The organism is Pseudomonas sp. GW823-FHT04A03 (assembly GCF_058796615.1).
The window spans coordinates 102,610-124,646 of sequence record NZ_JBXAIV010000005.1; the positions used below are offsets into that span (position 1 = coordinate 102,610).

Annotated in this window: 21 protein-coding genes; 13 read left to right on the forward strand and 8 right to left on the reverse strand. The window is 60.2% G+C overall.

Translation table 11 applies throughout. The annotated features are described in order from the left end of the window. Positions 1–38 precede the first annotated feature (38 nt). Positions 39–1,064, reverse strand: coding sequence for a LysM peptidoglycan-binding domain-containing protein (locus AC1Q9F_RS15370; RefSeq protein ID WP_007954103.1), 1,026 nt, complete (start codon positions 1,062–1,064; stop codon positions 39–41). A 169-nt stretch (positions 1,065–1,233) separates the two neighbouring features. On the opposite strand from AC1Q9F_RS15370, the gene def reads away from it, so the two are divergent. The 5 genes from def to AC1Q9F_RS15395 are packed head-to-tail and all read left to right on the forward strand — an operon-like array spanning position 1,234 to position 5,798. Beyond that, positions 1,234–1,740, forward strand: a complete 507-nt coding sequence (def, locus tag AC1Q9F_RS15375; RefSeq protein WP_007954104.1) for a peptide deformylase — start codon at positions 1,234–1,236, stop codon at positions 1,738–1,740. Between the two features lie 57 nt (positions 1,741–1,797). After that, the gene (fmt, locus tag AC1Q9F_RS15380; protein WP_492620302.1) at positions 1,798–2,757 is read left to right on the forward strand and encodes a methionyl-tRNA formyltransferase; all 960 of its coding nucleotides are present in this window, start codon (positions 1,798–1,800) and stop codon (positions 2,755–2,757) included. Then, a complete protein-coding gene (rsmB, locus tag AC1Q9F_RS15385) occupies positions 2,754–4,064 on the forward strand; it encodes a 16S rRNA (cytosine(967)-C(5))-methyltransferase RsmB (protein WP_492620301.1) in 1,311 nt (436 codons plus the stop codon). The genes fmt and rsmB overlap by 4 nt, the downstream gene beginning before the upstream one ends. Before the next feature lie 22 nt (positions 4,065–4,086). Then, complete coding sequence (gene trkA / locus AC1Q9F_RS15390) at positions 4,087–5,463, forward strand: Trk system potassium transporter TrkA (protein ID WP_007954108.1); 1,377 nt, start codon at positions 4,087–4,089, stop codon at positions 5,461–5,463. 20 nt (positions 5,464–5,483) lie between these two features. Next, the gene (locus tag AC1Q9F_RS15395) at positions 5,484–5,798 is read left to right on the forward strand and encodes a tetratricopeptide repeat protein (RefSeq protein WP_492620300.1); all 315 of its coding nucleotides are present in this window, start codon (positions 5,484–5,486) and stop codon (positions 5,796–5,798) included. A gap of 51 nt (positions 5,799–5,849) precedes the next feature. Here the strand turns inward: AC1Q9F_RS15395 and AC1Q9F_RS15400 are convergent, their stop codons facing one another. Next, complete coding sequence (locus AC1Q9F_RS15400) at positions 5,850–6,737, reverse strand: lysophospholipid acyltransferase (protein ID WP_064379631.1); 888 nt, start codon at positions 6,735–6,737, stop codon at positions 5,850–5,852. A gap of 40 nt (positions 6,738–6,777) precedes the next feature. Beyond that, positions 6,778–7,335 carry a DNA-3-methyladenine glycosylase I gene (tag, locus tag AC1Q9F_RS15405; RefSeq protein ID WP_007954111.1) on the reverse strand — a complete coding sequence of 186 codons (558 nt, stop codon included), beginning with the start codon at positions 7,333–7,335 and terminating at the stop codon, positions 6,778–6,780. An 81-nt stretch (positions 7,336–7,416) separates the two neighbouring features. Here tag and glyQ point away from each other — a divergent pair, with 81 nt between their 5' ends. The 4 genes from glyQ to AC1Q9F_RS15425 all read left to right on the forward strand — a co-directional run bounded on the left by glyQ (position 7,417) and on the right by AC1Q9F_RS15425 (position 11,827). After that, complete coding sequence (gene glyQ / locus AC1Q9F_RS15410; protein WP_003187265.1) at positions 7,417–8,370, forward strand: glycine--tRNA ligase subunit alpha; 954 nt, start codon at positions 7,417–7,419, stop codon at positions 8,368–8,370. Further along, positions 8,367–10,421, forward strand: coding sequence for a glycine--tRNA ligase subunit beta (glyS, locus tag AC1Q9F_RS15415; RefSeq protein WP_492620299.1), 2,055 nt, complete (start codon positions 8,367–8,369; stop codon positions 10,419–10,421). Before glyQ ends, glyS begins: the two co-directional genes overlap by 4 nt. A 4-nt stretch (positions 10,422–10,425) precedes the next feature. Continuing rightward, the gene (gmhB, locus tag AC1Q9F_RS15420; RefSeq protein WP_162831792.1) at positions 10,426–10,965 is read left to right on the forward strand and encodes a D-glycero-beta-D-manno-heptose 1,7-bisphosphate 7-phosphatase; all 540 of its coding nucleotides are present in this window, start codon (positions 10,426–10,428) and stop codon (positions 10,963–10,965) included. A gap of 82 nt (positions 10,966–11,047) precedes the next feature. Next, positions 11,048–11,827, forward strand: coding sequence for a lysophospholipid acyltransferase family protein (locus AC1Q9F_RS15425; protein WP_492620298.1), 780 nt, complete (start codon positions 11,048–11,050; stop codon positions 11,825–11,827). 157 nt (positions 11,828–11,984) lie between these two features. Here the strand turns inward: AC1Q9F_RS15425 and AC1Q9F_RS15430 are convergent, their stop codons facing one another. Next, positions 11,985–13,526, reverse strand: a complete 1,542-nt coding sequence (locus AC1Q9F_RS15430; RefSeq protein ID WP_492620297.1) for a sensor histidine kinase — start codon at positions 13,524–13,526, stop codon at positions 11,985–11,987. 166 nt (positions 13,527–13,692) lie between these two features. Here AC1Q9F_RS15430 and AC1Q9F_RS15435 point away from each other — a divergent pair, with 166 nt between their 5' ends. Next, positions 13,693–14,409, forward strand: a complete 717-nt coding sequence (locus tag AC1Q9F_RS15435; RefSeq protein ID WP_492620296.1) for a response regulator transcription factor — start codon at positions 13,693–13,695, stop codon at positions 14,407–14,409. 62 nt (positions 14,410–14,471) lie between these two features. Here the strand turns inward: AC1Q9F_RS15435 and gyrB are convergent, their stop codons facing one another. From gyrB to dnaA, 4 genes are read right to left on the reverse strand one after another with little or no spacing between them, the layout of a single operon-like run. Further along, positions 14,472–16,889, reverse strand: coding sequence for a DNA topoisomerase (ATP-hydrolyzing) subunit B (gene gyrB, locus AC1Q9F_RS15440; RefSeq protein ID WP_492620295.1), 2,418 nt, complete (start codon positions 16,887–16,889; stop codon positions 14,472–14,474). A 5-nt stretch (positions 16,890–16,894) separates the two neighbouring features. After that, positions 16,895–17,998 carry a DNA replication/repair protein RecF gene (gene recF, locus AC1Q9F_RS15445; RefSeq protein WP_492620294.1) on the reverse strand — a complete coding sequence of 368 codons (1,104 nt, stop codon included), beginning with the start codon at positions 17,996–17,998 and terminating at the stop codon, positions 16,895–16,897. A 14-nt stretch (positions 17,999–18,012) separates the two neighbouring features. Beyond that, a complete protein-coding gene (gene dnaN, locus AC1Q9F_RS15450) occupies positions 18,013–19,116 on the reverse strand; it encodes a DNA polymerase III subunit beta (protein ID WP_007954131.1) in 1,104 nt (367 codons plus the stop codon). 39 nt (positions 19,117–19,155) lie between these two features. Next, positions 19,156–20,679 (reverse strand): chromosomal replication initiator protein DnaA, encoded by a 1,524-nt coding sequence (gene dnaA / locus AC1Q9F_RS15455; RefSeq protein WP_207984449.1) that lies wholly within the window; start codon positions 20,677–20,679, stop codon positions 19,156–19,158. 567 nt (positions 20,680–21,246) lie between these two features. On the opposite strand from dnaA, the gene rpmH reads away from it, so the two are divergent. From rpmH to yidD, 3 genes are read left to right on the forward strand one after another with little or no spacing between them, the layout of a single operon-like run. Further along, entirely contained in the window at positions 21,247–21,381 is a 135-nt protein-coding gene (gene rpmH, locus AC1Q9F_RS15460; protein ID WP_003213577.1) for a 50S ribosomal protein L34, read from the forward strand. Positions 21,382–21,397: 16 nt separating this feature from the next. Then, positions 21,398–21,799, forward strand: a complete 402-nt coding sequence (rnpA, locus tag AC1Q9F_RS15465; RefSeq protein WP_011336726.1) for a ribonuclease P protein component — start codon at positions 21,398–21,400, stop codon at positions 21,797–21,799. Beyond that, positions 21,792–22,037, forward strand: coding sequence for a membrane protein insertion efficiency factor YidD (gene yidD / locus AC1Q9F_RS15470; RefSeq protein ID WP_010465488.1), 246 nt, complete (start codon positions 21,792–21,794; stop codon positions 22,035–22,037). Before rnpA ends, yidD begins: the two co-directional genes overlap by 8 nt.

A 22,037-nucleotide genomic window follows, 5' to 3' on the forward strand; every position in this document is an offset into this window, starting at 1 on the left:
AAGCTGTGGATAACTCTGTTGGTAACTTGTGAAGCCAGCTAAGGATTTCGCACCTTGTCCAGCACCGCCAGCGAGCGCGATGCGTTCAGCACGAGGCCGTAACTGAGTTTGTCGTAGGTGCGGAACACCATCAGCAATCCGGCACGTTCATCCGGGATTTTCAGCGGCTGGCCGGTGATCCGGTCACGCACGGTTTCCCCGGTTTTCATCACCACAAGCACGTTGCCCTCGGCCAGGCCGTCGCGTTTGCCCTTGTTCAGGGTCACCACGTCCATCGCGCCGATCTGTGTGACGCCGCGCGGCACATCGATGATCAGGCCGTTGATGTCGGTGGTGGGAGCGCTGGGCATGAAGGTCGAGTTGATCGAACGCTCTTCGCCGCTGAACAAGCGGTCGCCGAGGCGCACTTCCTGGGTCGTGCGTTGCAGGGCGAGGGTGGCGACGTCACCTTCAGTGGCGACAATCTCACCGCCGCCGATGTCGTCGGCGTTAATCCCCAGAAACTCCTTGCTCTGCGGATCGGTGTAGACCTTGCCCTGGCGGAAGATGCCGTAGACCGGCTGGTTTGGGTCGAAATGGCCACGGGCGAAGATCCGGTCGCCGGTGCCACTGAGCACCCGTTCGGCATCGCCAGCGACGATGTACGGCGCCTTGTCGAAGTCCTCGACCTTGTCGACGATGCGGTTGCTCAGCAGAAAGCTGTTGATGGATTTGAGCGGAATGCTCGGAATCGCCTCGGCTACCGGACTGGTACGGATGCGTGGCGACAACTTGATGGTGCCGCGCGACTCGCCGCGATTGACGGTCAGGCGCGGCTGACCATTGACGTAACTGAGCGTCAGCGTGTCGCCGGGGTAGATCAGGTTGGGGTTTTCGATCTGCGGATTGGCCCGCCACAGCTGCGGCCACTGCCAGGGTTCGCGCAAATATTTACCGGAGATGTCCCAGAGCGTATCCCCCGAAACCACCGTGTATTGCTGTGGAAAACCTTCCTTGAGTTGCACTTGCCCGTGCGCGGCGCCGGCCGAGGCCAGAAACAGCAGGGCGAGTAGTGATTTCCTCATGCGGTGAATCCCTTTATTATGTGCGTTCGCGTGAAACGCCAGAGCCCCCGTGGCTCGCTCCCTGCTCTATGCTGAAAATCAAGGAGCTACGTTTCACAACGGTAGCCTGCATCTTCGGACCCGCCAGGCCATCGCCCGACTTTACCTCACACGTGCAGCAATCAAGCTTATGGCCATTTTGAACATCCTCGAATTTCCGGACCCGCGTCTGCGCACTATCGCCAAACCTGTGGCTGTAGTGGACGACGAAGTGCGTCAGCTGGTCGATGACATGTTTGAAACAATGTATGAAGCGCCGGGCATCGGCCTTGCCGCGACCCAGGTCAACGTGCACAAACGTATCGTCGTGATGGACCTTTCCGAAGACCGCACCGAACCGCGGGTGTTCATCAACCCCGAGTTCGAATCGCTGACCGACGAAATGGAGCAATACCAGGAAGGCTGCCTCTCGGTGCCGGGTTTCTACGAAAACGTCGACCGCCCGCAGAAGGTCAAGATCAAGGCTCTGGACCGTGACGGCAAGCCTTACGAACTGATCGCCGAAGGCCTGCTCGCGGTGTGCATCCAGCACGAATGCGACCACCTCAACGGCAAGTTGTTCGTCGATTACCTGTCCACGCTCAAACGCGACCGGATCAAGAAGAAACTGGAAAAGCAGCACCGCCAGAACGCTTGATGCCCCTCTCCAAAGGCTTGCTGCGGCAAGCCTTTTTCTTTTTATGAGACTCCCCCCATGACTGAGCCATTGCGCATCGTTTTTGCCGGCACCCCGGAATTCGCCGCCGAACACCTCAAGGCCCTGCTGGACAGCCCTTACGAGATCGTTGCGGTCTACACCCAACCGGATCGCCCGGCCGGTCGTGGGCAAAAACTGATGCCGAGCCCGGTCAAACAGCTCGCTCTGGAAAACAATATCCAGGTGTTGCAGCCGCCGACCCTGCGCAACGCTGACGCTCAGGCCGAGCTCGCTGCGCTGAAACCGGATTTGATGGTGGTGGTCGCCTACGGCCTGATCCTGCCGCAAGCGGTGCTGGATATTCCGCGCCTGGGTTGCATCAACAGTCACGCCTCGCTGCTGCCACGCTGGCGCGGTGCGGCGCCGATCCAGCGCGCCGTGGAAGCGGGCGACGCCGAGAGCGGCGTGACCGTGATGCGCATGGAAGCCGGCCTTGATACCGGGCCGATGCTGCTTAAAGTCGTGACCCCGATCAGCGCCGAAGACACCGGCGGCAGCCTCCACGATCGCCTCGCCGAAATGGGCCCGCCAGCCGTCGTGCAAGCGATTGCCGGCCTGGCCGCTGGCACCCTGGAAGGCGAAGTGCAGAACGACGAACTCGCCACCTACGCGCACAAACTGAACAAAGACGAAGCACGCATCGACTGGAGCCGTCCGGCCGTTGAGCTGGAACGTCTGGTCCGCGCTTTCAATCCATGGCCGATCACCCACAGCACGCTTAACGGCGAAGCGCTGAAAGTCCTGGCGGCGACACTGGCCGAAGGCAAAGGCGCACCGGGCACCATCCTCAGCGCCAGCAAGGACGGCCTGCTCGTCGCCTGTGGCGAACAGGCGCTGTGCCTGACTCGCCTGCAATTGCCCGGCGGCAAGGCGCTGAACTTCAGCGATCTGTTCAACAGCCGTCGTGAGAAATTCGCCACCGGCACCGTGCTGGGCGCAGCGGTGGACGCGCAATGAACCCGCGTCTGGCCGCCGCCAAGGCACTCGCCGCCGTCCTGAGCGGCAAGGCTTCGCTCAACAGCTCCCTGCCGACGCAACTGGACAAGGTCGAGGATCGCGACCGCGGTTTCACCCAGGACCTGGCGTTCGGCACCGCCCGTTGGCAGCCACGTTTGTCGGCGCTGGCGGAAAAACTGCTGCAGAAGCCGTTCAAGGCTGCGGACGCCGATGTCGAGGCATTGCTGCTGGTCGGTCTCTATCAACTGCTCTACACCCGCGTCCCGCCGCACGCCGCCATTGGCGAAACCGTCGGTTGCGCTGACAAGCTGAAAAAGCCGTGGGCCAAAGGCTTGCTCAACGCCGTGCTGCGCAATGCCCAGCGCGAACACGAGGCGATCTTCGCCGAACTGGAGCGCGATCCGGTGGTGCGCACCGCCCACCCGCGCTGGCTGCAAAAATCCCTGAAGGCCTTCTGGCCTGAGCAATGGGAAGCCATCTGCGAAGCCAACAACGCGCATCCGCCGATGATCCTGCGAGTCAACCGCCGTCATCACAGCCGCGATGCCTACCTCGGTCTGCTGACTGAAGCGGGAATCGCCGCGCAGCCGTGCACCTTCAGCCGCGACGGTATCGTGCTGGAGGCCGCTGCCGACGTGCGCAGCCTGCCGGGTTTCGCCGAAGGCTGGATCAGCGTGCAGGACGAAGCTGCGCAACTGGCCGCCGACTTGCTCGACCTCGCGCCGGGCCAGCGAGTGCTGGACGCCTGCTGTGCGCCGGGCGGCAAGACGTGCCACATCCTCGAAGCCGAACCGGCACTGGCCGGCGTGGTCGCGGTGGATCTGGAAGCCAAGCGTCTGGTGCGGGTGAAGGAAAACCTCGAACGCCTCGGTCTGAACGCCGAACTGATCGCCGCCGATGGTCGCGACACGACAGCGTGGTGGGACGGCAAACCGTTCCAGCGCATCCTGCTCGACGCGCCGTGCTCGGCCACCGGCGTGATCCGCCGTCACCCGGACATCAAGCTGACCCGTCAGGCCGACGACATCGTGGCCCTCGCGCAACTGCAAGGCGAGTTGCTCGACGCGATGTGGAAAACCCTCGAAGTGGGCGGCATTCTGCTCTACGCCACCTGCTCGACCTTGCCGACCGAGAACACCGAAGTGATCGCCGCGTTCCTTGAGCGTACACCGGGTGCCCGGGAGCTGGATCTGGCCACCGCCGCCGGGATCAAGCAGCCCCATGGTCGCCAATTGCTGGCCCAGCAGGGCGGGCATGACGGGTTCTACTACGCCAAGCTGATCAAGATCGCTGCCGCGCGCGGCTAAACGGATTCAATGGAGTGACTGGATGAAAATCATCATCCTCGGTGCGGGACAGGTCGGCGGTTCGCTGGCTGAACATCTGGCCAGCGAGGCCAACGACATCACGGTGGTCGACACTGACGGCGACCGTCTGCGCGATCTTGGCGACCGCCTCGACATTCGTACCGTGCAGGGCCGTGGCTCGTTGCCGAACATTCTGCGTCAGGCCGGTGCCGACGACGCCGACATGCTGGTGGCGGTGACCAACAGCGACGAGACCAACATGGTCGCCTGCCAGGTCGCCCACACTCTGTTCCACACCCCGACCAAGATTGCCCGGGTGCGCGAAGCGTCGTACCTGACCCGCGAGGAGCAACTGTTCCAGAACGAGGCAATTCCGGTCGACGTGCTGATCAGTCCCGAGCAGGTCGTCACCAACTACATCAAGCGTTTGATCCAGCATCCCGGCGCCTTGCAGGTGATCGATTTCGCCGAAGGCCAGGCACAACTCGTCGCGGTGCGCGCCTACTACGGTGGGCCACTGGTGGGTCAGCAACTGCGCCAGTTGCGCGAGCACATGCCGAATGTGGAAACCCGAGTGGCCGCGATTTTCCGTCGTGACCGACCGATTCTTCCCCAGGGCGATACGGTGATCGAGGCCGACGACGAAGTCTTCTTCATCGCCGCCCGTGAGAACATTCGCGCCGTCATGAGCGAAATGCGCCGTCTCGACGAAACCTACAAGCGCATCGTCATCGCTGGCGGCGGGCAGATCGGCGAGCGGCTGGCCGAGGCCATCGAAAGCCGCTATCAGGTGAAGATCATCGAGATGAACCCGGCGCGCTGCCGCTATCTCTCCGACACCCTCGACAGCACCGTGGTGCTGCAGGGCAGCGCGTCGGATCGCGACTTGCTGCTGGAAGAAAACATTGCAGACGCGGACATCTTCCTCGCGCTGACCAACGATGACGAAGCCAACATCATGTCGTCGCTGCTGGCCAAGCGTCTGGGCGCGAAGAAGGTGATGACGATCATCAATAACCCGGCCTACGTCGACCTGATCCAGGGCGGCGACATCGACATCGCCATCAGCCCGCAACTGGCGACCATCGGCACCTTGCTGGCCCACGTGCGGCGCGGCGATATCGTCAGCGTGCATTCATTGCGCCGGGGCGCGGCGGAGGCCATCGAAGCGGTGGCCCATGGCGATTCGAAGTCGAGCAAGGTGATCGGCAAGGCCATCGAAAACATTGCACTGCCGCCAGGCACCACCATCGGCGCGATCATCCGCGATGAAGAAGTAATCATTGCCCACGACGACACGGTGATCGCAGCAGGCGACCATGTGATCCTGTTCCTTGTGGATAAAAAGCATATTCGCGATGTGGAGAAGCTGTTCCACGTGGGCCTGAGTTTCTTCTGACCGACCAAGAGGCGAGACCGATGATCGAATCCCTGGAAAAAATGCTCGCCAAGGGTGTGGATAACTCGCTGCTGCGTTTCGGCCTCGGCAAGGGTTATCTGGATCTGGGGGAGAACGCGACGGCAGCCGAGCATTTGCAGCGGTGTGTCGGCTTCGATCCGAAATACTCGGCGGCGTGGAAACTGTTGGGCAAGGCGCATTTGGCGCTGGGTGACGTGGCGTCCGCACGGCAGGCGTGGGAGCAAGGGCTGGAAGCGGCCCGGGCCCATGGCGACAAGCAGGCGGAGAAGGAAATGACGGTGTTTCTGAAGAAGCTGGACCGGCAGAAGCCGTAACGACTGTGGATAACCCGTTTTGACAGGTTATCCACAATTGCACATCGCCGATCAGTACCAGCGCGCCTCACCCGGCGGACGCTTCTTGAAGCGCTTCATGCTCCACATGTACTGGCTCGGATAAGCCGCCACATAACGCTCGACCACCTGACTCATCGCTGCGCAGGAGGTTTCGGTGTCTGTGCTGTACATGGCTTCCGGCGCGGCTTCCAGTATCACCTTGTAGCCTGAACCGTCCGGTAGACGCAGCGCATGCAGGAACACCCCGACGGCTTTGCCACCGGCGAGCATGTTCGGCACGAACTTGCTGGTCAGGGCCTGAGTGGCGAAAAACGGCACGAAGATCCCGGCGGATTCGGCCGGTTCCGGGTCCGCTGGAATCCCCACCTGACCGCCCTTGCGCACTTCCTTGATGACACTGAGGATGCCTTCCTTGGTCGACGCGGCGACTTTGTTGCCCAGTTGCACGCGCTGTTTGCGCAGCAATTCATCCACAGCCTTGAGCTTTGGCGGCCGGTAGAAAATGATCGGTTTGCACTGGCTGCAATAGAAATGGTTGAGCACTTCCCAGTTGCCCAGGTGGCTGGTGATGCCGACCACGCCCTTGCCCGAAGCCAGCGCTTCTTTCAGCACCTCGAGCCCTTCGACTTCGCGCACCAGGTCGATGGAACGCTGAGCCGGCCAGATCCAGGCGCAGGCGCTTTCGGTCAGGGACTTGCCGATGTCTTTCAAGGTCTGGCCGACCAGACGTTCACGTTCGGCCGGGTCCATCTGTGGAAAACATTTGGCCAAGTTGATCCGCACCACGTCGCGGGAACGGTTGGGGGTTTTCCACATGATCCAGCCGATCGCCGAACCCACGGCCTGCACGGCCCGCCACGGAAGCAAGGCAAACAGCCGCAGAGCGCCAACCAGCATGGCGCCTTTAAACTTTTCCACAGGTCACTCCTGATCTTGTGCTGTGCGCGAGGCGGCCATTCTAACCGGCGTTGACCAGCTGCGCGTAGCGGTCGCAGTCCTGAGTGTGGTCCATGACCATGCCCGAAGCCTGCATCAGCGCGTAGCAGATGGTCGGGCCGACGAAGGTAAAACCGGCCTTTTTCAGGCCTTTGCTCATGGCCACGGCCTGCGGGGTGATGGCCGGGACTTCGCTGCGATCCTTGAAATGATTGATCACCGGCCGGTTATCCACAAACGACCAGAGGAAGGCCACCGGGTCTTCCAGCGCCAGCCACGCCTGGGCGTTGCGTCGGGCGGCATTGAGCTTGAGGCGGTTGCGTATGATCCCCGGATCGAGCATCAATTCATCGATTTCCGCGTCGCTCATCTGCGCCACGCGCTGTACATCGAAGCCGAACAACACCTCGCGATATCGCTCGCGCTTGCGCAGCACGGTGATCCATGAAAGCCCGGCCTGGAACCCTTCGAGCAAAAGCAACTCGAACAAACCCTGCGCATCGCGTAGCGGCGTACCCCACTCCTGATCGTGGTAAGCCATGTACAGCGGATCTTCGTTGCACCAAAAGCAGCGTGGCATAAGGCTCCAGGGGGTGGAGGTGCGACTGAATCGGGTATACTCCCGCTCTTTAAATCGCAGCCCAAGAAACAGGTGAATTTCGTGAGCCAGCCTACGCCAGCCGTGCGTACCTTCCAAGACTTGATCCTCGCGCTCCAGCAATACTGGGCCGAGCAAGGTTGTGTGGTACTTCAGCCCTACGATATGGAAGTAGGCGCCGGCACTTTCCACACCGCGACATTCCTGCGCGCCATCGGCCCGGAAACCTGGAACGCCGCTTACGTGCAGCCAAGCCGCCGTCCGACTGACGGCCGTTATGGCGAAAACCCGAACCGTCTGCAGCACTACTACCAGTTCCAGGTAGTCCTGAAGCCGAACCCGGACAACTTCCAGGAGCTGTACCTGGGCTCCCTCAAGCATGTCGGCCTAGACCCGCTGGTCCACGACATCCGCTTCGTCGAAGACAACTGGGAATCGCCGACCCTCGGCGCCTGGGGTCTGGGCTGGGAAGTCTGGCTGAACGGCATGGAAGTGACCCAGTTCACTTACTTCCAGCAGGCGGGCGGTATCGAGTGCTACCCGGTGACCGGCGAGATCACCTACGGTCTCGAGCGTCTGGCCATGTACCTGCAGGGCGTGGACTCGGTCTACGACCTGGTCTGGGCTGACGGTCCGTTCGGCAAAGTGACCTACGGCGACGTGTTCCACCAGAACGAAGTGGAGCAGTCCACCTACAACTTCGAACACGCCAACGTCGACAAGCTGTTCGAACTGTTCGACTTCTATGAAAGCGAAGCCAAGCGCCTGATCGAACTCGACCAGCCGCTGCCGTTGCCAAGCTACGAAATGGTCCTGAAGGCTTCGCACACCTTCAACCTGCTGGACGCGCGCCGGGCGATCTCGGTGACTGCACGTCAGCAATACATTCTGCGCGTTCGCACCCTGGCGCGTTCCGTCGCCCAAGCCTACCTGCTGGCCCGCGCCAAGCTGGGCTTCCCGATGGCAACCCCGGACCTGCGTGACGAAGTACTGGCCAAGCTGGAGGCTGCACAATGAGTGCTCAAGATTTTCTGGTTGAACTGGGCACCGAAGAACTGCCACCCAAAGCCCTGAACACCCTGGCCGAAGCGTTCCTGGCCGGTATCGACAAGGGCCTGCAAGCGGCCGGCCTGAATTACGAGACCAAAACCGTCTACGCCGCGCCGCGTCGTCTGGCTGTGCTGATCACCGCGCTGGCCACCCAGCAGCCGGATCGCAGCATCAACCTCGACGGCCCGCCACGTCAGGCCGCGTTCGACGCCGAAGGCAACCCGACTCAAGCGGCACTGGGCTTTGCCAAGAAGTGCGGCGTCGAGCTGAGCGAAATCGACCAGAGCGGTCCGAAACTGCGCTACAGCCAGAACATTGCCGGCAAGCCGACCGCCAGCCTGCTGCCGACCATCGTCGAAGACTCGCTGAACGACTTGCCGATCCCGAAACGCATGCGTTGGGGTGCGCGCAAGGAAGAGTTCGTGCGTCCGACCCAGTGGCTGGTGATGCTGCTCGGCGACCAGGTCATCGACTGCACGATCCTCGCGCAGAAGGCTGGCCGTGAATCCCGTGGCCACCGTTTCCACCACCCGGAAAGCGTGCGCATCGGTTCGCCATCGAGCTACCTGGCCGACCTGCGTGCCGCGTACGTGCTGGCCGACGCCAACGAGCGTCGCGAAATCATCAGCAAGCGCACCGAAGAGCTGGCGACCCGCCAGGAAGGCACCGCGATCGTGCCACCGGCGCTGCTCGACGAAGTGACTGCACTGGTCGAGTGGCCAGTGCCGCTGGTGTGCTCGTTCGAGGAGCGCTTCCTCGACGTGCCACAGGAAGCACTGATCACCACCATGCAGGAGAACCAGAAGTACTTCTGCCTGCTGGATGCCGACGGCAAGTTGCTGCCGCGTTTCATCACTGTGGCCAACATCGAATCCAAAGACCCGCAGCAGATCATCGCCGGTAACGAGAAAGTGGTTCGCCCACGTCTGACCGACGCCGAGTTCTTCTTCAAGCAAGACAAGAAGCAGAAGCTCGAAGCGTTCAACGATCGCCTGCAGAACGTGGTGTTCCAGGAAAAACTCGGCAGCGTCTACGACAAGGCCGAACGCGTATCGAAACTTGCCGCGTACATCGCCGCACGCATCGGCGGCAACGCTTCGTGGGCTGCCCGCGCAGGCCTGCTGTCCAAGTGCGACCTGGCCACCGAAATGGTCGGCGAGTTCCCGGAGATGCAAGGTGTCGCCGGTTACTACTACGCCCTCAATGACGGCGAGCCGGAAGACGTCGCCCTGGCGCTGAACGAGCAGTACATGCCGCGCGGTGCCGGCGCTGAACTGCCTGCCACTCTGACCGGTGCGGCCGTGGCCATCGCCGACAAGCTCGACACCCTGGTCGGCATCTTCGGCATCGGCATGCTGCCGACCGGCAGCAAAGACCCGTATGCCCTGCGCCGTGCGGCACTGGGCGTGCTGCGGATCCTGATCGAGAAACAATTGGATCTGGACCTCAACGACGCCGTTGCTTTCGCCGTGAATGCGTTCGGTGCCAAGGTCAAGGCTGCCGGCCTGAACGACGCGGTGCTGGAATTCATCTTCGACCGTCTGCGTGCGCGTTACGAAGATGAAGGCGTGGATGTCGCCACCTACCTGTCGGTGCGTGCCCTGAAGCCGGGTTCGGCGCTGGACTTCGACCAGCGTGTGCAAGCGGTTCAGGCCTTCCGCAAACTGCCGGAAGCGGCAGCGCTGGCGGCGGTGAACAAGCGTGTGTCGAACCTGCTGAGCAAGGTGGAAGGCTCGGTGCCGACCGACGTCCAGGCCAAGTACTTCGACAACGCCAACGAGTTCTCGCTGTACTCGGCGATCCAACAGGCGGACCAGGCTGTACAGCCAATGGCCGCGGCGCGTCAGTACAACGAATCGCTGGCACGTCTGGCCGCCCTGCGCGAGCCGGTGGACGCGTTCTTCGACGCGGTGATGGTCAATGCCGAAGACGCCAATGTACGGGCCAACCGTTACGCGCTGCTGGCGCGCCTGCGTGGCCTGTTCCTGGGCGTTGCCGACATTTCGCTGCTGGGTTGAGGGATTGCTGTTGAAACTGCTGATTCTCGATCGGGACGGAGTGATCAATTACGACTCCGACGCTTACATCAAGTCGGTGGAGGAGTGGATTCCGCTGCCCGGCTCGATCGAAGCGATTGCGCAGTTGAGCAAGGCCGGCTGGACGGTGGCGGTCGCCACCAACCAGTCGGGCATTGCTCGCGGCTACTACGACCTCGCCACCCTCGATGCCATGCACGCGCGCCTGCGCGAACTGGTGGCGGAGCAGGGCGGTGAAGTCGGGCTGATCGTGTATTGCCCGCATGGGCCGGACGAAGGTTGCGACTGCCGCAAGCCGAAACCGGGGATGTTGAAAACCATCGCGCAGCATTACAACGTCTCGCTGACGAATGTCTGGTTCGTCGGCGACAGCCTTGGTGACCTGGAGGCCGCCAAAGCCGTCGATTCACAGCCCGTTTTGGTAAAGACCGGGAAAGGCGAAAAGACTCAGGCCAAGACCTTGCCGGTGGGCACCCTGATTTTTGACGATCTCGCGGCGATTGCCGCAGAACTTATCCACAACTAGAGTGCTTCTGAAGTTCCTGACCAGGGATTGATCGGGAGTGCGCTTGAACAGTCGGGCATTGCCCGTAACGGTAAACGTCGCCATGTCGATACTGCAGGCCATCAGAATCTTCCTCTTTTACCTGCTGCTGGGCACCACGTCCTTGCTGTGGTGCAGCCTGAGCTTTTTTATCGCGCCCTTTCTGCCGTTCAAGGCGCGCTATCGCTTTATCAACGTGTACTGGTGCCGTTGCGCCTTGTGGTTGACCAAGGTGTTCCTCGGTATCCGTTACGAAATCAAAGGCGCGGAAAACGTGCCTGACCGGCCCTGCGTGATTCAATCGAACCACCAGAGCACCTGGGAGACGTTCTTTCTCTCCGCTTATTTCTCGCCCTTGAGCCAGGTGCTCAAGCGCGAATTGCTGTATGTGCCGTTCTTCGGCTGGGCGATGGCCATGCTGCGGCCGATCGCGATTGACCGCGACAACCCGAAAGCCGCCCTCAAGCAGGTTGCGGCGAAAGGTGACGAGCTGCTGAAGGACAATGTCTGGGTGCTGATCTTCCCTGAAGGGACTCGCGTGCCGCACGGCACCATTGGCAAGTTCTCCCGCAGTGGCAGCGCATTGGCGGTGAATGCGGCGCTCCCGGTGCTGCCGATTGCACACAATGCCGGCAAGTTCTGGCCGAAAATCGGTTGGGGTAAAAAGTCCGGCGTGATCACTGTGGTGATTGGTGAGCCGATGTACGCCGAGGGCAGTGGCCCCCGCGCCATCGCCGATCTGAATGATCGGGTGCAGGCGTGGAACGAGAAGACCCAACGGGAAATGGGTTCCCTGCCCCCAGCCCCAGAGACACCGGCTGCGAACGATCAGATCGCTGTCTGAGATTTGTGGATAACCTGTGTACGGTTTGTTCGCAAAGTCCCCAATTATCAAATTAAGTGACTGATTTACTTATATATTTCCGAAGCTGATAAAACACCGTAAAAGGTGCATAAGTTTTTTTCGGAAGTAAGGAAACCGGCTGATATAGCCGGTTTTTTTATGCCTGCTCTTCAGCGATCAGCGGCAGCTCCAGACGGAACGTTGTGCCTTGATCGACCACGCTCAGGCACTCGATCCGGCCACCATGGTGATCCACCACGGCTTTGACCATCGACAACCCCAGCCCCACGCCGTCGATGCCCTGTGCAGAAGAAAAGCGCCGGTACTGGCTGAACAGGTCGGGCAGTTCCTCTGCAGCGATGCCTTTGCCTTGATCGGTCAGTTCACAACGCATCCAGTCGTCGTGGCAACTGACTCGCATATCAACCGAGGATCCAGCAGGGCTGTACTTGATCGCATTTTCCAGCAGATTGAACAGTGCGCGGGTCAACAAGCCCTGATCGGCCAGAATCAGCCGCTCATGTGATTGTTCGTCCATGTCGCTCAAAAGCTCGATGCGTTTTTGCTGGGCGATGGGCAGCGCCTGATCCAGCACATCCATCACCAGCATCCCGAACAGGCTCGGTTGAAACTGATACGCCTCGGATTCAGCCCGGGCCAGCAGAACGAAGCCGTCGGTGAGCTCCAGCGCCCGACGTACCTGGCGCTCAATCTGTTCGAACAGCGGCGAATCCGTTCCCGTCTGATGCCGGTGTACCTCGAGCAGGGCAAGAATCGCCGAATGAGGGGCACGCAGGTCATGGGACAGAAAGCGCAGCAACACACCGCGCTGTTCCTCGGCGGCGCGCTCGGCGCTCAGGTCGGTGAGACTCAGGAGCCAGCCGATCGGCAGGTCGCCATCGACCGGTAACAACGCGGCGCGCTCCAGGCGCAGGCTACGTTCCTTGTGGTCACGAAACTCCAGCAGAGGCAGCTCGGATAGCGGCGGGCGTGACTCTGTGGACAACTCCGGATAGCCCAGGCTCGCCAGTTGATCGAGCACATCCTCACCCACCAGATTGTGATCGAACAGGCTCCGGGCCTTGCGATTGCCCAACAAGACTTGCCCCCGTGGATCGCTGATCAGCGTTGCGACCGGCAGATACTCCAGCCCGTCGGCAATGAATCGGCGGGTATCGCGGGTACGGCTCATGGCTTGCTCAAGCGCCATGATCTGCCCCTGCAAGCGATCGGCGCTGGGAAACTGCGCCCGGCGCCGTTCGGGAAAGACTTTCGGTTCACTGTCCAGCCGCGCCAGCTCCCAGCCGAAGTAGGTCAGCACCACACTCAGGCGGCGCCAGTTCCAGATCAGATAACCGAACAGCATGCCGAGCGCCGCAGGCGTCGGCGACCACCAACGCCGCATTTCAGCCAGGCCTGCACTGGTCAACAGCACGCAGGCAATTCCGCCCAATGTCAGCCAGAGCGCCAGACGCGGACGCCACAGCAGCAATCCAAGTACACACGCGACCATGGCTACCGAGAGTCCCGCGCCCATCAACGGCGCCGGGTCATGCAAATTGATCTGCGCGCGCCAGGAAAGCAGTGCAGTCAGCGGCAACAGCACTAGACTTATCCACACCCACTCGCGCACCAGTTGCCGGAACAATCGCTGAACCTGGCTGGGTACGCGGCTTTCGTGTCGGCGCTGGTTATTCATGGGAAACAGGGCAGGGCGGGTTGAATGGTTTCATAGGCGGCCGGTCTGAGGACGTAGACCCGAAGAATCATAGCGGCTCCCCCCACGGCGTGCCGCTTACTTTCACTGCATGGAGTGAGCCGATCCGGTCGGCACCCATTGCCCGAGCGACAAGGAACCACCGCGTATGCGCGTTGCGATACTGGACGATGAACCCGCCGAACTGCGCCGGGTCGAGCAGACCCTGCAACAAATGGCCGAGGCCGGAGGACAGCCCTGGTCACTGCACAGCTTCGAAAGCGGAGAAGACCTGCTGCGACAGCTGCGCCGCGAAACCTTCGACCTGCTGATCCTCGACTGGCAACTGCCCGACCTCACCGGCCTGGCGCTGCTGCGCTGGACCCGCGAACACATGGAAGCCCCGCCAGCGGCCATCATGCTCACCAGCCGCGACGGTGAAAGCGATATCGTCCAGGCCCTGAATGCCGGGGCCGACGATTACGTCAGCAAACCGTTTCGACCCAATGAATTGAAGGCCCGTGTAGCGGCGGTGCTGCGCCGACACAGCCTGCAACGTAACGCCCCGACCGAAGTCCTGCGTTTTAATGACCTGGTGTTCGACGATGCCGAACTGACCGTCACCCGCGACGGGAAACCGATCGTCATGACCGAGCGCGAGTATCGTCTCGCTCATTGCCTGTTCAGCAACCTTGGGCGGCCTCTGTCACGGGATTACCTGTACGAACGATTCTGGCCCCATGAGGAGATGTCGACATCGCGACCGCTGGACACTCATATCTATCGCCTGCGCAACAAGCTCGGGCTGACGGCGGATCGGGGTTGGCAGTTGTTGACGATTTATGGGTATGGGTATCGGTTGGAGAGTGTGGCGGCAGGGGAGTGAATCGCAGGCAATAAAAAAGGCCAACGCTTGTGCGTTGGCCTTTTCGTTGGCGCTAACCGGGATCAGAAATCCAGGTTAGACACCGCCAGAGCATTGCTCTCGATGAAGTCACGGCGAGGTTCGACCGCATCACCCATCAGGGTGTTGAAGATCTGGTCTGCGCCAATGGCGTCTTCGATGGTGACTTTCAGCATGCGGCGCACGCTTGGGTCCATGGTGGTTTCCCACAGCTGATCCGGGTTCATTTCGCCCAGACCTTTGTATCGCTGAATGGTGTGGCGCTTGGTACTTTCGGCCATCAACCAGTCCAGGGCTTCCTTGAACTCGGTGACCGCTTTCTTGCGCTCGCCACGCTGGATGTACGCGCCTTCGTCGAGCAGGGTGCTCAGTTGAGCGCCGAGGGTGACGACGGTCTTGTAGTCGTTGCTGCCGAAGAAGTCGCGGTTGAAGGTGACGTAGTTCGACAGGCCGTGGGAGATCAGTTCGACCTCTGGCAGCCAAACGCCACGTTCACGGTCTTCGCGCAGGCTGGCCTTGTAGACCAGGCCCGACTTCTCGACAGTGCGCAGACGGACTTCGTACTGGGCCAGCCAGTCTTGCATCTTCACGTGGTCGCCGAGCATTTCCAGGCTGACGGCCGGCAGGTAGATGAAGTGCTCGGTCAGCTCCTGCGGGTACAGGCGCGACAGACGCTTGAGGGTCTTCATCACCATGCGGAAGTCATTCACCAGACGCTCCAGCGCTTCGCCGGAAATGCCCGGGGCGTCTTCGTTCAGGTGCAGGCTCGCATCTTCCAGGGCCGACTGCGTCATGTACTCTTCCATGGCGTCGTCGTCTTTGATGTATTGCTCTTGCTTGCCTTTCTTGACCTTGTACAGCGGCGGCTGGGCAATGTAGATGTAGCCGCGCTCGATCAGCTCCGGCAGCTGACGGAAGAAGAAAGTCAGCAGCAGGGTACGGATGTGCGAACCGTCGACGTCAGCATCGGTCATGATGATGATGTTGTGATAGCGCAGCTTGTCGATGTTGTACTCTTCGCGACCGATACCGCAGCCCAGCGCGGTGATCAGGGTGCCCACTTCCTGGGACGAGATCATCTTGTCGAAACGTGCTTTCTCGACGTTGAGGATCTTGCCCTTCAGTGGCAGGATGGCCTGGGTCTTGCGGTTACGTCCCTGCTTGGCAGAGCCGCCCGCGGAGTCACCTTCCACGAGGTACAGTTCGGACAGCGCAGGATCTTTTTCCTGGCAGTCTGCGAGCTTGCCCGGCAGGCCGGCGATGTCCAGCGCGCCCTTGCGACGGGTCATCTCACGGGCCTTGCGCGCCGCTTCACGGGCACGGGCGGCGTCGATCATCTTGCCGACGACCAGTTTGGCTTCGTTCGGGTTTTCCAGCAGGAAGTCGGAGAAGTACTTGCCCATTTCCTGTTCGACAGCGGTCTTCACTTCGGAAGACACCAGCTTGTCTTTGGTCTGGGAGCTGAACTTCGGATCCGGCACCTTCACCGAGATGATCGCGGTCAGGCCTTCACGGGCATCGTCACCGGTGGTGGCGACTTTGTGCTTCTTCGCCAGACCTTCCTGCTCGATGTAGTTGTTCAGGTTACGCGTCAGTGCGGAACGGAAGCCCACCAGGTGGGTGCCGCCGTCGCGCTGCGGAATGTTGTTGGTGAAGCACAACAGGTTCTCGTTGAAGCTGTCGTTCCACTGCAGGGCGATTTCCACGCCGATGCCGTCTTCACGCTGGATGTTGAAATGGAACACCTGGTTGACCGCAGTCTTGTTGGTGTTCAGGTATTCAACGAACGCACGCAGGCCGCCTTCGTACTTGAACAGTTCTTCCTTGCCGCTGCGCTCATCCTTGAGGACGATGCCGACACCGGAGTTGAGGAAGGACAGTTCACGAATGCGCTTGGCCAGGATGTCCCAGCTGAAGTGAATGTTCTTGAAGGTTTCGCTGGAAGCCTTGAAGTGAATCTGGGTACCGGTGGTTTCGCTGTCACCAACGATCGCCATCGGTGCCTGAGGTACGCCGTGGACGTAGGTCTGTTCCCAGATCTTGCCGCTGCGACGAACAGTCAGGACCAGCTCTTCGGACAGCGCGTTCACAACCGAAACACCTACACCGTGCAGACCGCCGGATACCTTGTAGGAGTTGTCGTCGAACTTACCGCCAGCGTGGAGGACGGTCATGATGACCTCGGCAGCGGAAACGCCTTCCTCTTTGTGCACGTCTACCGGGATGCCACGGCCGTTGTCTTTAACGGTGATGGACTCATCCGGGTGGATGATGATGCTGATGTCGTCGCAGTGGCCGGCGAGGGCTTCGTCGATCGAGTTGTCGACCACCTCGAACACCATGTGGTGCAGACCGCTGCCATCGTCGGTGTCACCAATGTACATACCGGGACGTTTGCGCACGGCATCCAGGCCTTTCAGCACTTTAATGCTCGATGAGTCGTACGTATTTTCTTCGCTCAATGCCTTCACTCCCGATGGTCGTGGGTCTGGGTGATACGGCCCTGTTCCACGTGGAACAGAGCGACTGGCGTTTCCGTCTGCCAGCCTTCCCTCAATAATTCGTGATCTACACAGGTGATAAAAACCTGGCAGCGTAAGTCTTCCAGCAAGCGGCACAGCGCGCGACGGTGGCTCTCGTCCAGTTCGGACGGCAAGTCATCCACCAGATAAATACACTGGCCGCGTCGGGCCTGGCTCACCAGATGCCCCTGGGCAATCCGCAATGCACAGACCACCAACTTCTGCTGACCCCGAGACAAGATGTCCGCGGCGTTGTGTGCGCCCAATCTAAGACGCAAGTCAGCCCGTTGTGGCCCGGCCTGGGTATGACCCATTTGCTGGTCCCGTAGCACGGATCCGGCGAGTACAGCGCTCAATTCCCGGTCCTTGTCCCAGCCTCGGTAATAGCTGAGCGTCAAACCTTCGAGCTCAACCAGTTCGCTCAAGGTTTGTTCAAAGACTGGTTTCAAGGCTTTGATGTAAGCGCGGCGGTATTCATCGATTTCAGCGCTGGCCTGGCACAGTTCCCTGTCCCAAACCGCTTGCGAAACGGCGTCAAGTGTACCATGCCGCAGCCAGGAGTTTCTCTGGCGCAAGGCCTTCTGCAAACGCTGCCAGGTGGCCATGAACCGCGGCTCGACGTGGAACACACCCCAGTCGAGGAACTGCCGGCGAATCTTCGGCGCGCCTTCCAGCAGGCGAAAGCTGTCGGGGTTGATCAACTGCAGCGGCAGGATTTCCGCCAGTTGTGCGGCGCTGCGCGCATTCTGACCGTCAATGCGAATCTGGAACTCACCCTGACGGTCGCGGGAAATCCCCAATGCGCTGTGGCCACCCTCGGCGAGTTCGACCTGACCGAATACGGTGCAGGCAAGCTGCTCATACTGAATGACCGGCAACAGCCGCGTGCTACGAAACGAACGGGCAAGCCCCAGCAGGTGAATGGCTTCCAGAACACTGGTTTTGCCGCTGCCGTTGGCGCCGTAAAGAATGTTGATTCGGGGAGAGGGGGAGAAGGTCACCGGGTGCAGATTGCGCACCGCGGTGACCGAGACGCGACTTAGCGACATCCAGAGTCAGCTGATTACAGACGCATCGGCATGACAACGTAAGCCGAATCGTCATTGTCGGACTCTTGCACCAGCGCACTGCTGTTGGAGTCGGACAGGATCAGACGAACCTGCTCGGTGGTCATCACGCCCAGCACGTCGAGCAGATAGCTGACGTTGAAACCGATTTCCAGGGAGCCGCCGTTATATTCCACGCCTACTTCTTCTTCCGCTTCTTCCTGCTCCGGGTTGTTGGCCTGGATCTTCAACTGACCGCTGGCCAGTTGCAGACGGATACCGCGGTATTTCTCGTTGGACAGAATCGCGGTACGGCTGAACGCTTCGCGCAGCGCCTGACGATCGCCCAGTACCAGCTTGTCGCCACCTTTTGGCAGAACGCGCTCGTAGTCCGGGAACTTGCCGTCGACCAGTTTCGAGGTGAAGGTGAATTCACCAGTGGTGGCACGGATGTGGTGCTGACCCAGGACGATGCTGACGTTACCGTCCGGCTCGGTGAGCAGACGCGCCAGTTCGAGAATACCTTTACGCGGCACGATCACCTGATGGCGTTCCTGCTGACCGATGTCGGCCTGCATCGAGCACATGGCCAGACGGTGACCGTCAGTAGCCACGGCACGGATCACACCAGTCGAGACTTCCAGCAACATGCCGTTGAGGTAGTAACGCACGTCCTGCTGGGCCATGGCGAAACTGGTGCGTTCGATCAGGCGACGCAGCTTGCTCTGTTCCAGGCTGGTGGTCAGCGAACCCGGGCCTTCTTCCACAGTCGGGAAGTCGTTGGCCGGCAGGGTCGACAGGGTGAAGCGGCTACGGCCGGCTTTCACCACCAGCTTCTGCTCGTCGACCTTGATGTCGATCAGCGCATCGTTGGGCAGGCTCTTGCAGATGTCCATCAGCTTGCGCGCCGGCACGGTGATGGAACCTGTTTCAGCCGGCTCCTCGAGTTGCACGCGACCGACCAGCTCGACTTCCAGGTCGGTACCGGTCAGCGACAGTTGCTGGCCATCGACAACCAGCAGCACGTTGGACAGTACCGGCAAGGTCTGTCGGCGCTCGACGACGCCTGCGACCAGTTGCAGGGGTTTCAACAGGGCTTCGCGTTGAATGGTGAAATGCATGGTCTAGTCCCTTGCCTTAATAAGCTGCGCTGGTGTTCATCAAGTGGTCAGTGTACGCAGCAGGTTCTTGTAGTCCTCGCGGATGTCCGCGTCGGATTCCTTAAGTTCGTTGATCTTGCGGCAGGCGTGCAACACGGTCGTGTGGTCGCGGCCGCCAAACACATCGCCGATTTCCGGCAGGCTGTGGTTGGTCAGTTCCTTGGACAATGCCATGGCCACCTGACGCGGACGAGCGACCGAACGCGAACGGCGTTTGGACAGCAAGTCGGAGATCTTGATCTTGTAGTACTCGGCGACGGTGCGCTGAATGTTATCCACAGAGACCAGTTTGTCCTGCAGCGCCAACAGGTCTTTCAGGGATTCGCGAATCAACTCGATGGTGATGTCGCGGCCCATGAAGTGCGAGTGGGCGATCACGCGTTTCAGCGCGCCTTCCAGCTCACGGACGTTGGAGCGAATGCGCTGGGCAATGAAGAACGCCGCATCGTGTGGCAACTCGACTTTGGCCTGGTCGGCCTTCTTCATCAAGATCGCTACGCGGGTTTCCAGCTCCGGCGGCTCGACGGCAACCGTCAGGCCCCAGCCGAAGCGGGATTTGAGGCGCTCTTCAAGGCCTTCGATTTCTTTCGGGTAGCGGTCACTGGTGAGAATGACCTGCTGGCCACCTTCAAGCAGGGCGTTGAAGGTGTGGAAAAACTCTTCCTGAGAACGTTCCTTGCGGGCGAAGAACTGAATGTCGTCGATCAACAGGGCGTCCACCGAACGGTAGAAACGCTTGAACTCGTTGATCGCGTTCAGTTGCAGCGCCTTGACCATGTCGGCCACGAAACGCTCGGAATGCAGGTACACGACCTTGGCATTCGGGTTCTTCTTTAATAGATGGTTACCCACCGCATGCATCAAGTGCGTCTTACCCAGACCCACGCCACCATAAAGGAAGAGCGGGTTATAGCCATGCTTCGGGTTGTCTGCCACTTGCCAGGCCGCCGCACGGGCGAGCTGGTTGGATTTACCTTCAACGAAGTTTTCGAAGGTGAAGGTGCGGTTCAGGTAGCTGGTGTGCTTGAGCGCGCCTTCGACCTGCACGGTGCGCTGTTCGGCGCGCACCGGGGCCTGTTGCGAAGCGGCACCGGCCATCGGATCAAAGCTGTCGCGGGACGGCTCTTCACTGATTTCTTCGGTTTTCTGCGTCGAGCGCTTGGTCGGTGCAGGCGTCGGGGCTGGCGCTGGTGCGCTGGCCGGCGCGCTATTGGCCTGAGCCTGGGACACTTGTGCAGCAGCCAACGGCGCATTCGGCGCGGCACGCGGCGCCGAACTGCGTTTGCTGCCTATTAATAAGGAAAGCGACGGTGCCAGACCGTTGCCATGCTCATCCAGCAGTTCAAGGACGCGCCCCAGGTACTTTTCGTTGACCCAGTCCAGAACAAAACGGTTCGGTGCGTAGACGCGCAACTCGTCGCCTTCGGCTTCGACCTGTAGTGGACGGATCCAGGTGTTGAATTGTTGGGCAGGCAGCTCTTCGCGCAAAAGCTCCACGCACTGCTGCCAAAGTTCCACTGACACGGATATCCCCTAAGTTGAAAGCCGGTGAGGCAAAAACAAGCGGCCATTGTAGCGGCCAGTCGTCCACTTATCCACATGCAGGTTGCCCGGTGGACATGATTTATCAATGCGTTAAACGCAAAAAAGGCGACCGACGGTGTGTGCATAAGCTCTGTGGATAACCCTATCTGAGCACACTGGACAACTGGGGGCGAAAGTCAGTGGATAACCAGCCTGTGGATAACCAGCTATTCCACACACAGGTTATCCGATAGCGCAGCACAGGCTGAACACGGTTTTCCACTGTAGTTGTCATTCTCTGTACATCGCTTGAAACAAGGCCTTGAGCCAGTTATCCACAGAGAGCGGTGTGCCTAGCTTTTACAAGCTTTACAGAAAAGCTTTAAATAATTCCCTTCTTTATTTTTATCTTTGGCAGACGAGTAATCAGGTCCTGGCACCTCCGAAGATCTATTTATAAGGAAACGTTGGTTGGAAATTGACCTATTGGCTTGCTTTCTCTAGAATCCCCGGTCTCTTAAAACGGGGGCCATTCCGGCCCGTTGTGGACGAACCAGGTAACACGACATGAAACGTACTTTCCAACCAAGCACTATCAAACGCGCTCGTACCCACGGTTTCCGTGCTCGCATGGCTACCAAGAACGGTCGTGCCGTACTGTCGCGTCGTCGCGCCAAAGGCCGCGCACGTCTGGCAGTTTGATAATCCGGCACTGGAGGTGAGTCAGGACTTCAGTCGGGAAAAGCGTCTGCTTACTCCCCGGCATTTCAAGGCAGTCTTTGACTCCCCTACCGGCAAGGTTCCGGGGAAAAATCTCCTGCTCCTTGCGCGCAACAACGATCTCGATCACCCCCGTCTCGGGCTGGTTATCGGGAAAAAGAGCGTCAAGCTCTCCGTCGAGCGCAATCGCCTCAAACGTCTTATGCGCGAATCGTTTCGCCTGCACCAGGATTCACTGGTCGGCTGGGACATCGTTATCGTCGCGCGCAAAGGTTTGGGTGACGTAGAAAACCCCGAATTGATTCAGCATTTCGGCAAACTCTGGAAACGTCTGGCACGCAACAAGCCGGTACCAGCAGTCAAAACCGAAACTGTAGGGGTAGACAGTCCAGATGCGTAAACTGGCACTCGTTCCGATCCAGTTTTATCGCTACGCCATTAGTCCCCTGATGGCCAGTCACTGTCGTTTCTACCCCAGTTGTTCTTGCTACGCGTATGAAGCCATCGAAAATCATGGCCTTCTGCGCGGTGGCTGGCTGACCTTTCGTCGTTTAGGTCGCTGTCATCCGTGGAATCCCGGTGGTTATGACCCGGTTCCACCTATCCCTACCTCCCGTTCTTCTTCGATGGCCGAGTAA

What these genes read in the sequence shown, in the direction of transcription:
- rpmH (WP_003213577.1), top strand. Translation starts at nt 21,247, where the DNA reads ATGAAACGTACTTTCCAACCAAGCACTATCAAACGCGCTCGTACCCAC.
- glyS (WP_492620299.1), top strand. Translation starts at nt 8,367, where the DNA reads ATGAGTGCTCAAGATTTTCTGGTTGAACTGGGCACCGAAGAACTGCCA.
- AC1Q9F_RS15395 (WP_492620300.1), top strand. Translation starts at nt 5,484, where the DNA reads ATGATCGAATCCCTGGAAAAAATGCTCGCCAAGGGTGTGGATAACTCG.
- AC1Q9F_RS15430 (WP_492620297.1), bottom strand. Translation starts at nt 13,526, where the DNA reads ATGAATAACCAGCGCCGACACGAAAGCCGCGTACCCAGCCAGGTTCAG.
- tag (WP_007954111.1), bottom strand. Translation starts at nt 7,335, where the DNA reads ATGCCACGCTGCTTTTGGTGCAACGAAGATCCGCTGTACATGGCTTAC.
- AC1Q9F_RS15425 (WP_492620298.1), top strand. Translation starts at nt 11,048, where the DNA reads ATGTCGATACTGCAGGCCATCAGAATCTTCCTCTTTTACCTGCTGCTG.
- recF (WP_492620294.1), bottom strand. Translation starts at nt 17,998, where the DNA reads ATGTCGCTAAGTCGCGTCTCGGTCACCGCGGTGCGCAATCTGCACCCG.
- def (WP_007954104.1), top strand. Translation starts at nt 1,234, where the DNA reads ATGGCCATTTTGAACATCCTCGAATTTCCGGACCCGCGTCTGCGCACT.
- fmt (WP_492620302.1), top strand. Translation starts at nt 1,798, where the DNA reads ATGACTGAGCCATTGCGCATCGTTTTTGCCGGCACCCCGGAATTCGCC.
- AC1Q9F_RS15435 (WP_492620296.1), top strand. Translation starts at nt 13,693, where the DNA reads ATGCGCGTTGCGATACTGGACGATGAACCCGCCGAACTGCGCCGGGTC.
- dnaN (WP_007954131.1), bottom strand. Translation starts at nt 19,116, where the DNA reads ATGCATTTCACCATTCAACGCGAAGCCCTGTTGAAACCCCTGCAACTG.
- rsmB (WP_492620301.1), top strand. Translation starts at nt 2,754, where the DNA reads ATGAACCCGCGTCTGGCCGCCGCCAAGGCACTCGCCGCCGTCCTGAGC.
- yidD (WP_010465488.1), top strand. Translation starts at nt 21,792, where the DNA reads ATGCGTAAACTGGCACTCGTTCCGATCCAGTTTTATCGCTACGCCATT.
- trkA (WP_007954108.1), top strand. Translation starts at nt 4,087, where the DNA reads ATGAAAATCATCATCCTCGGTGCGGGACAGGTCGGCGGTTCGCTGGCT.
- AC1Q9F_RS15370 (WP_007954103.1), bottom strand. Translation starts at nt 1,064, where the DNA reads ATGAGGAAATCACTACTCGCCCTGCTGTTTCTGGCCTCGGCCGGCGCC.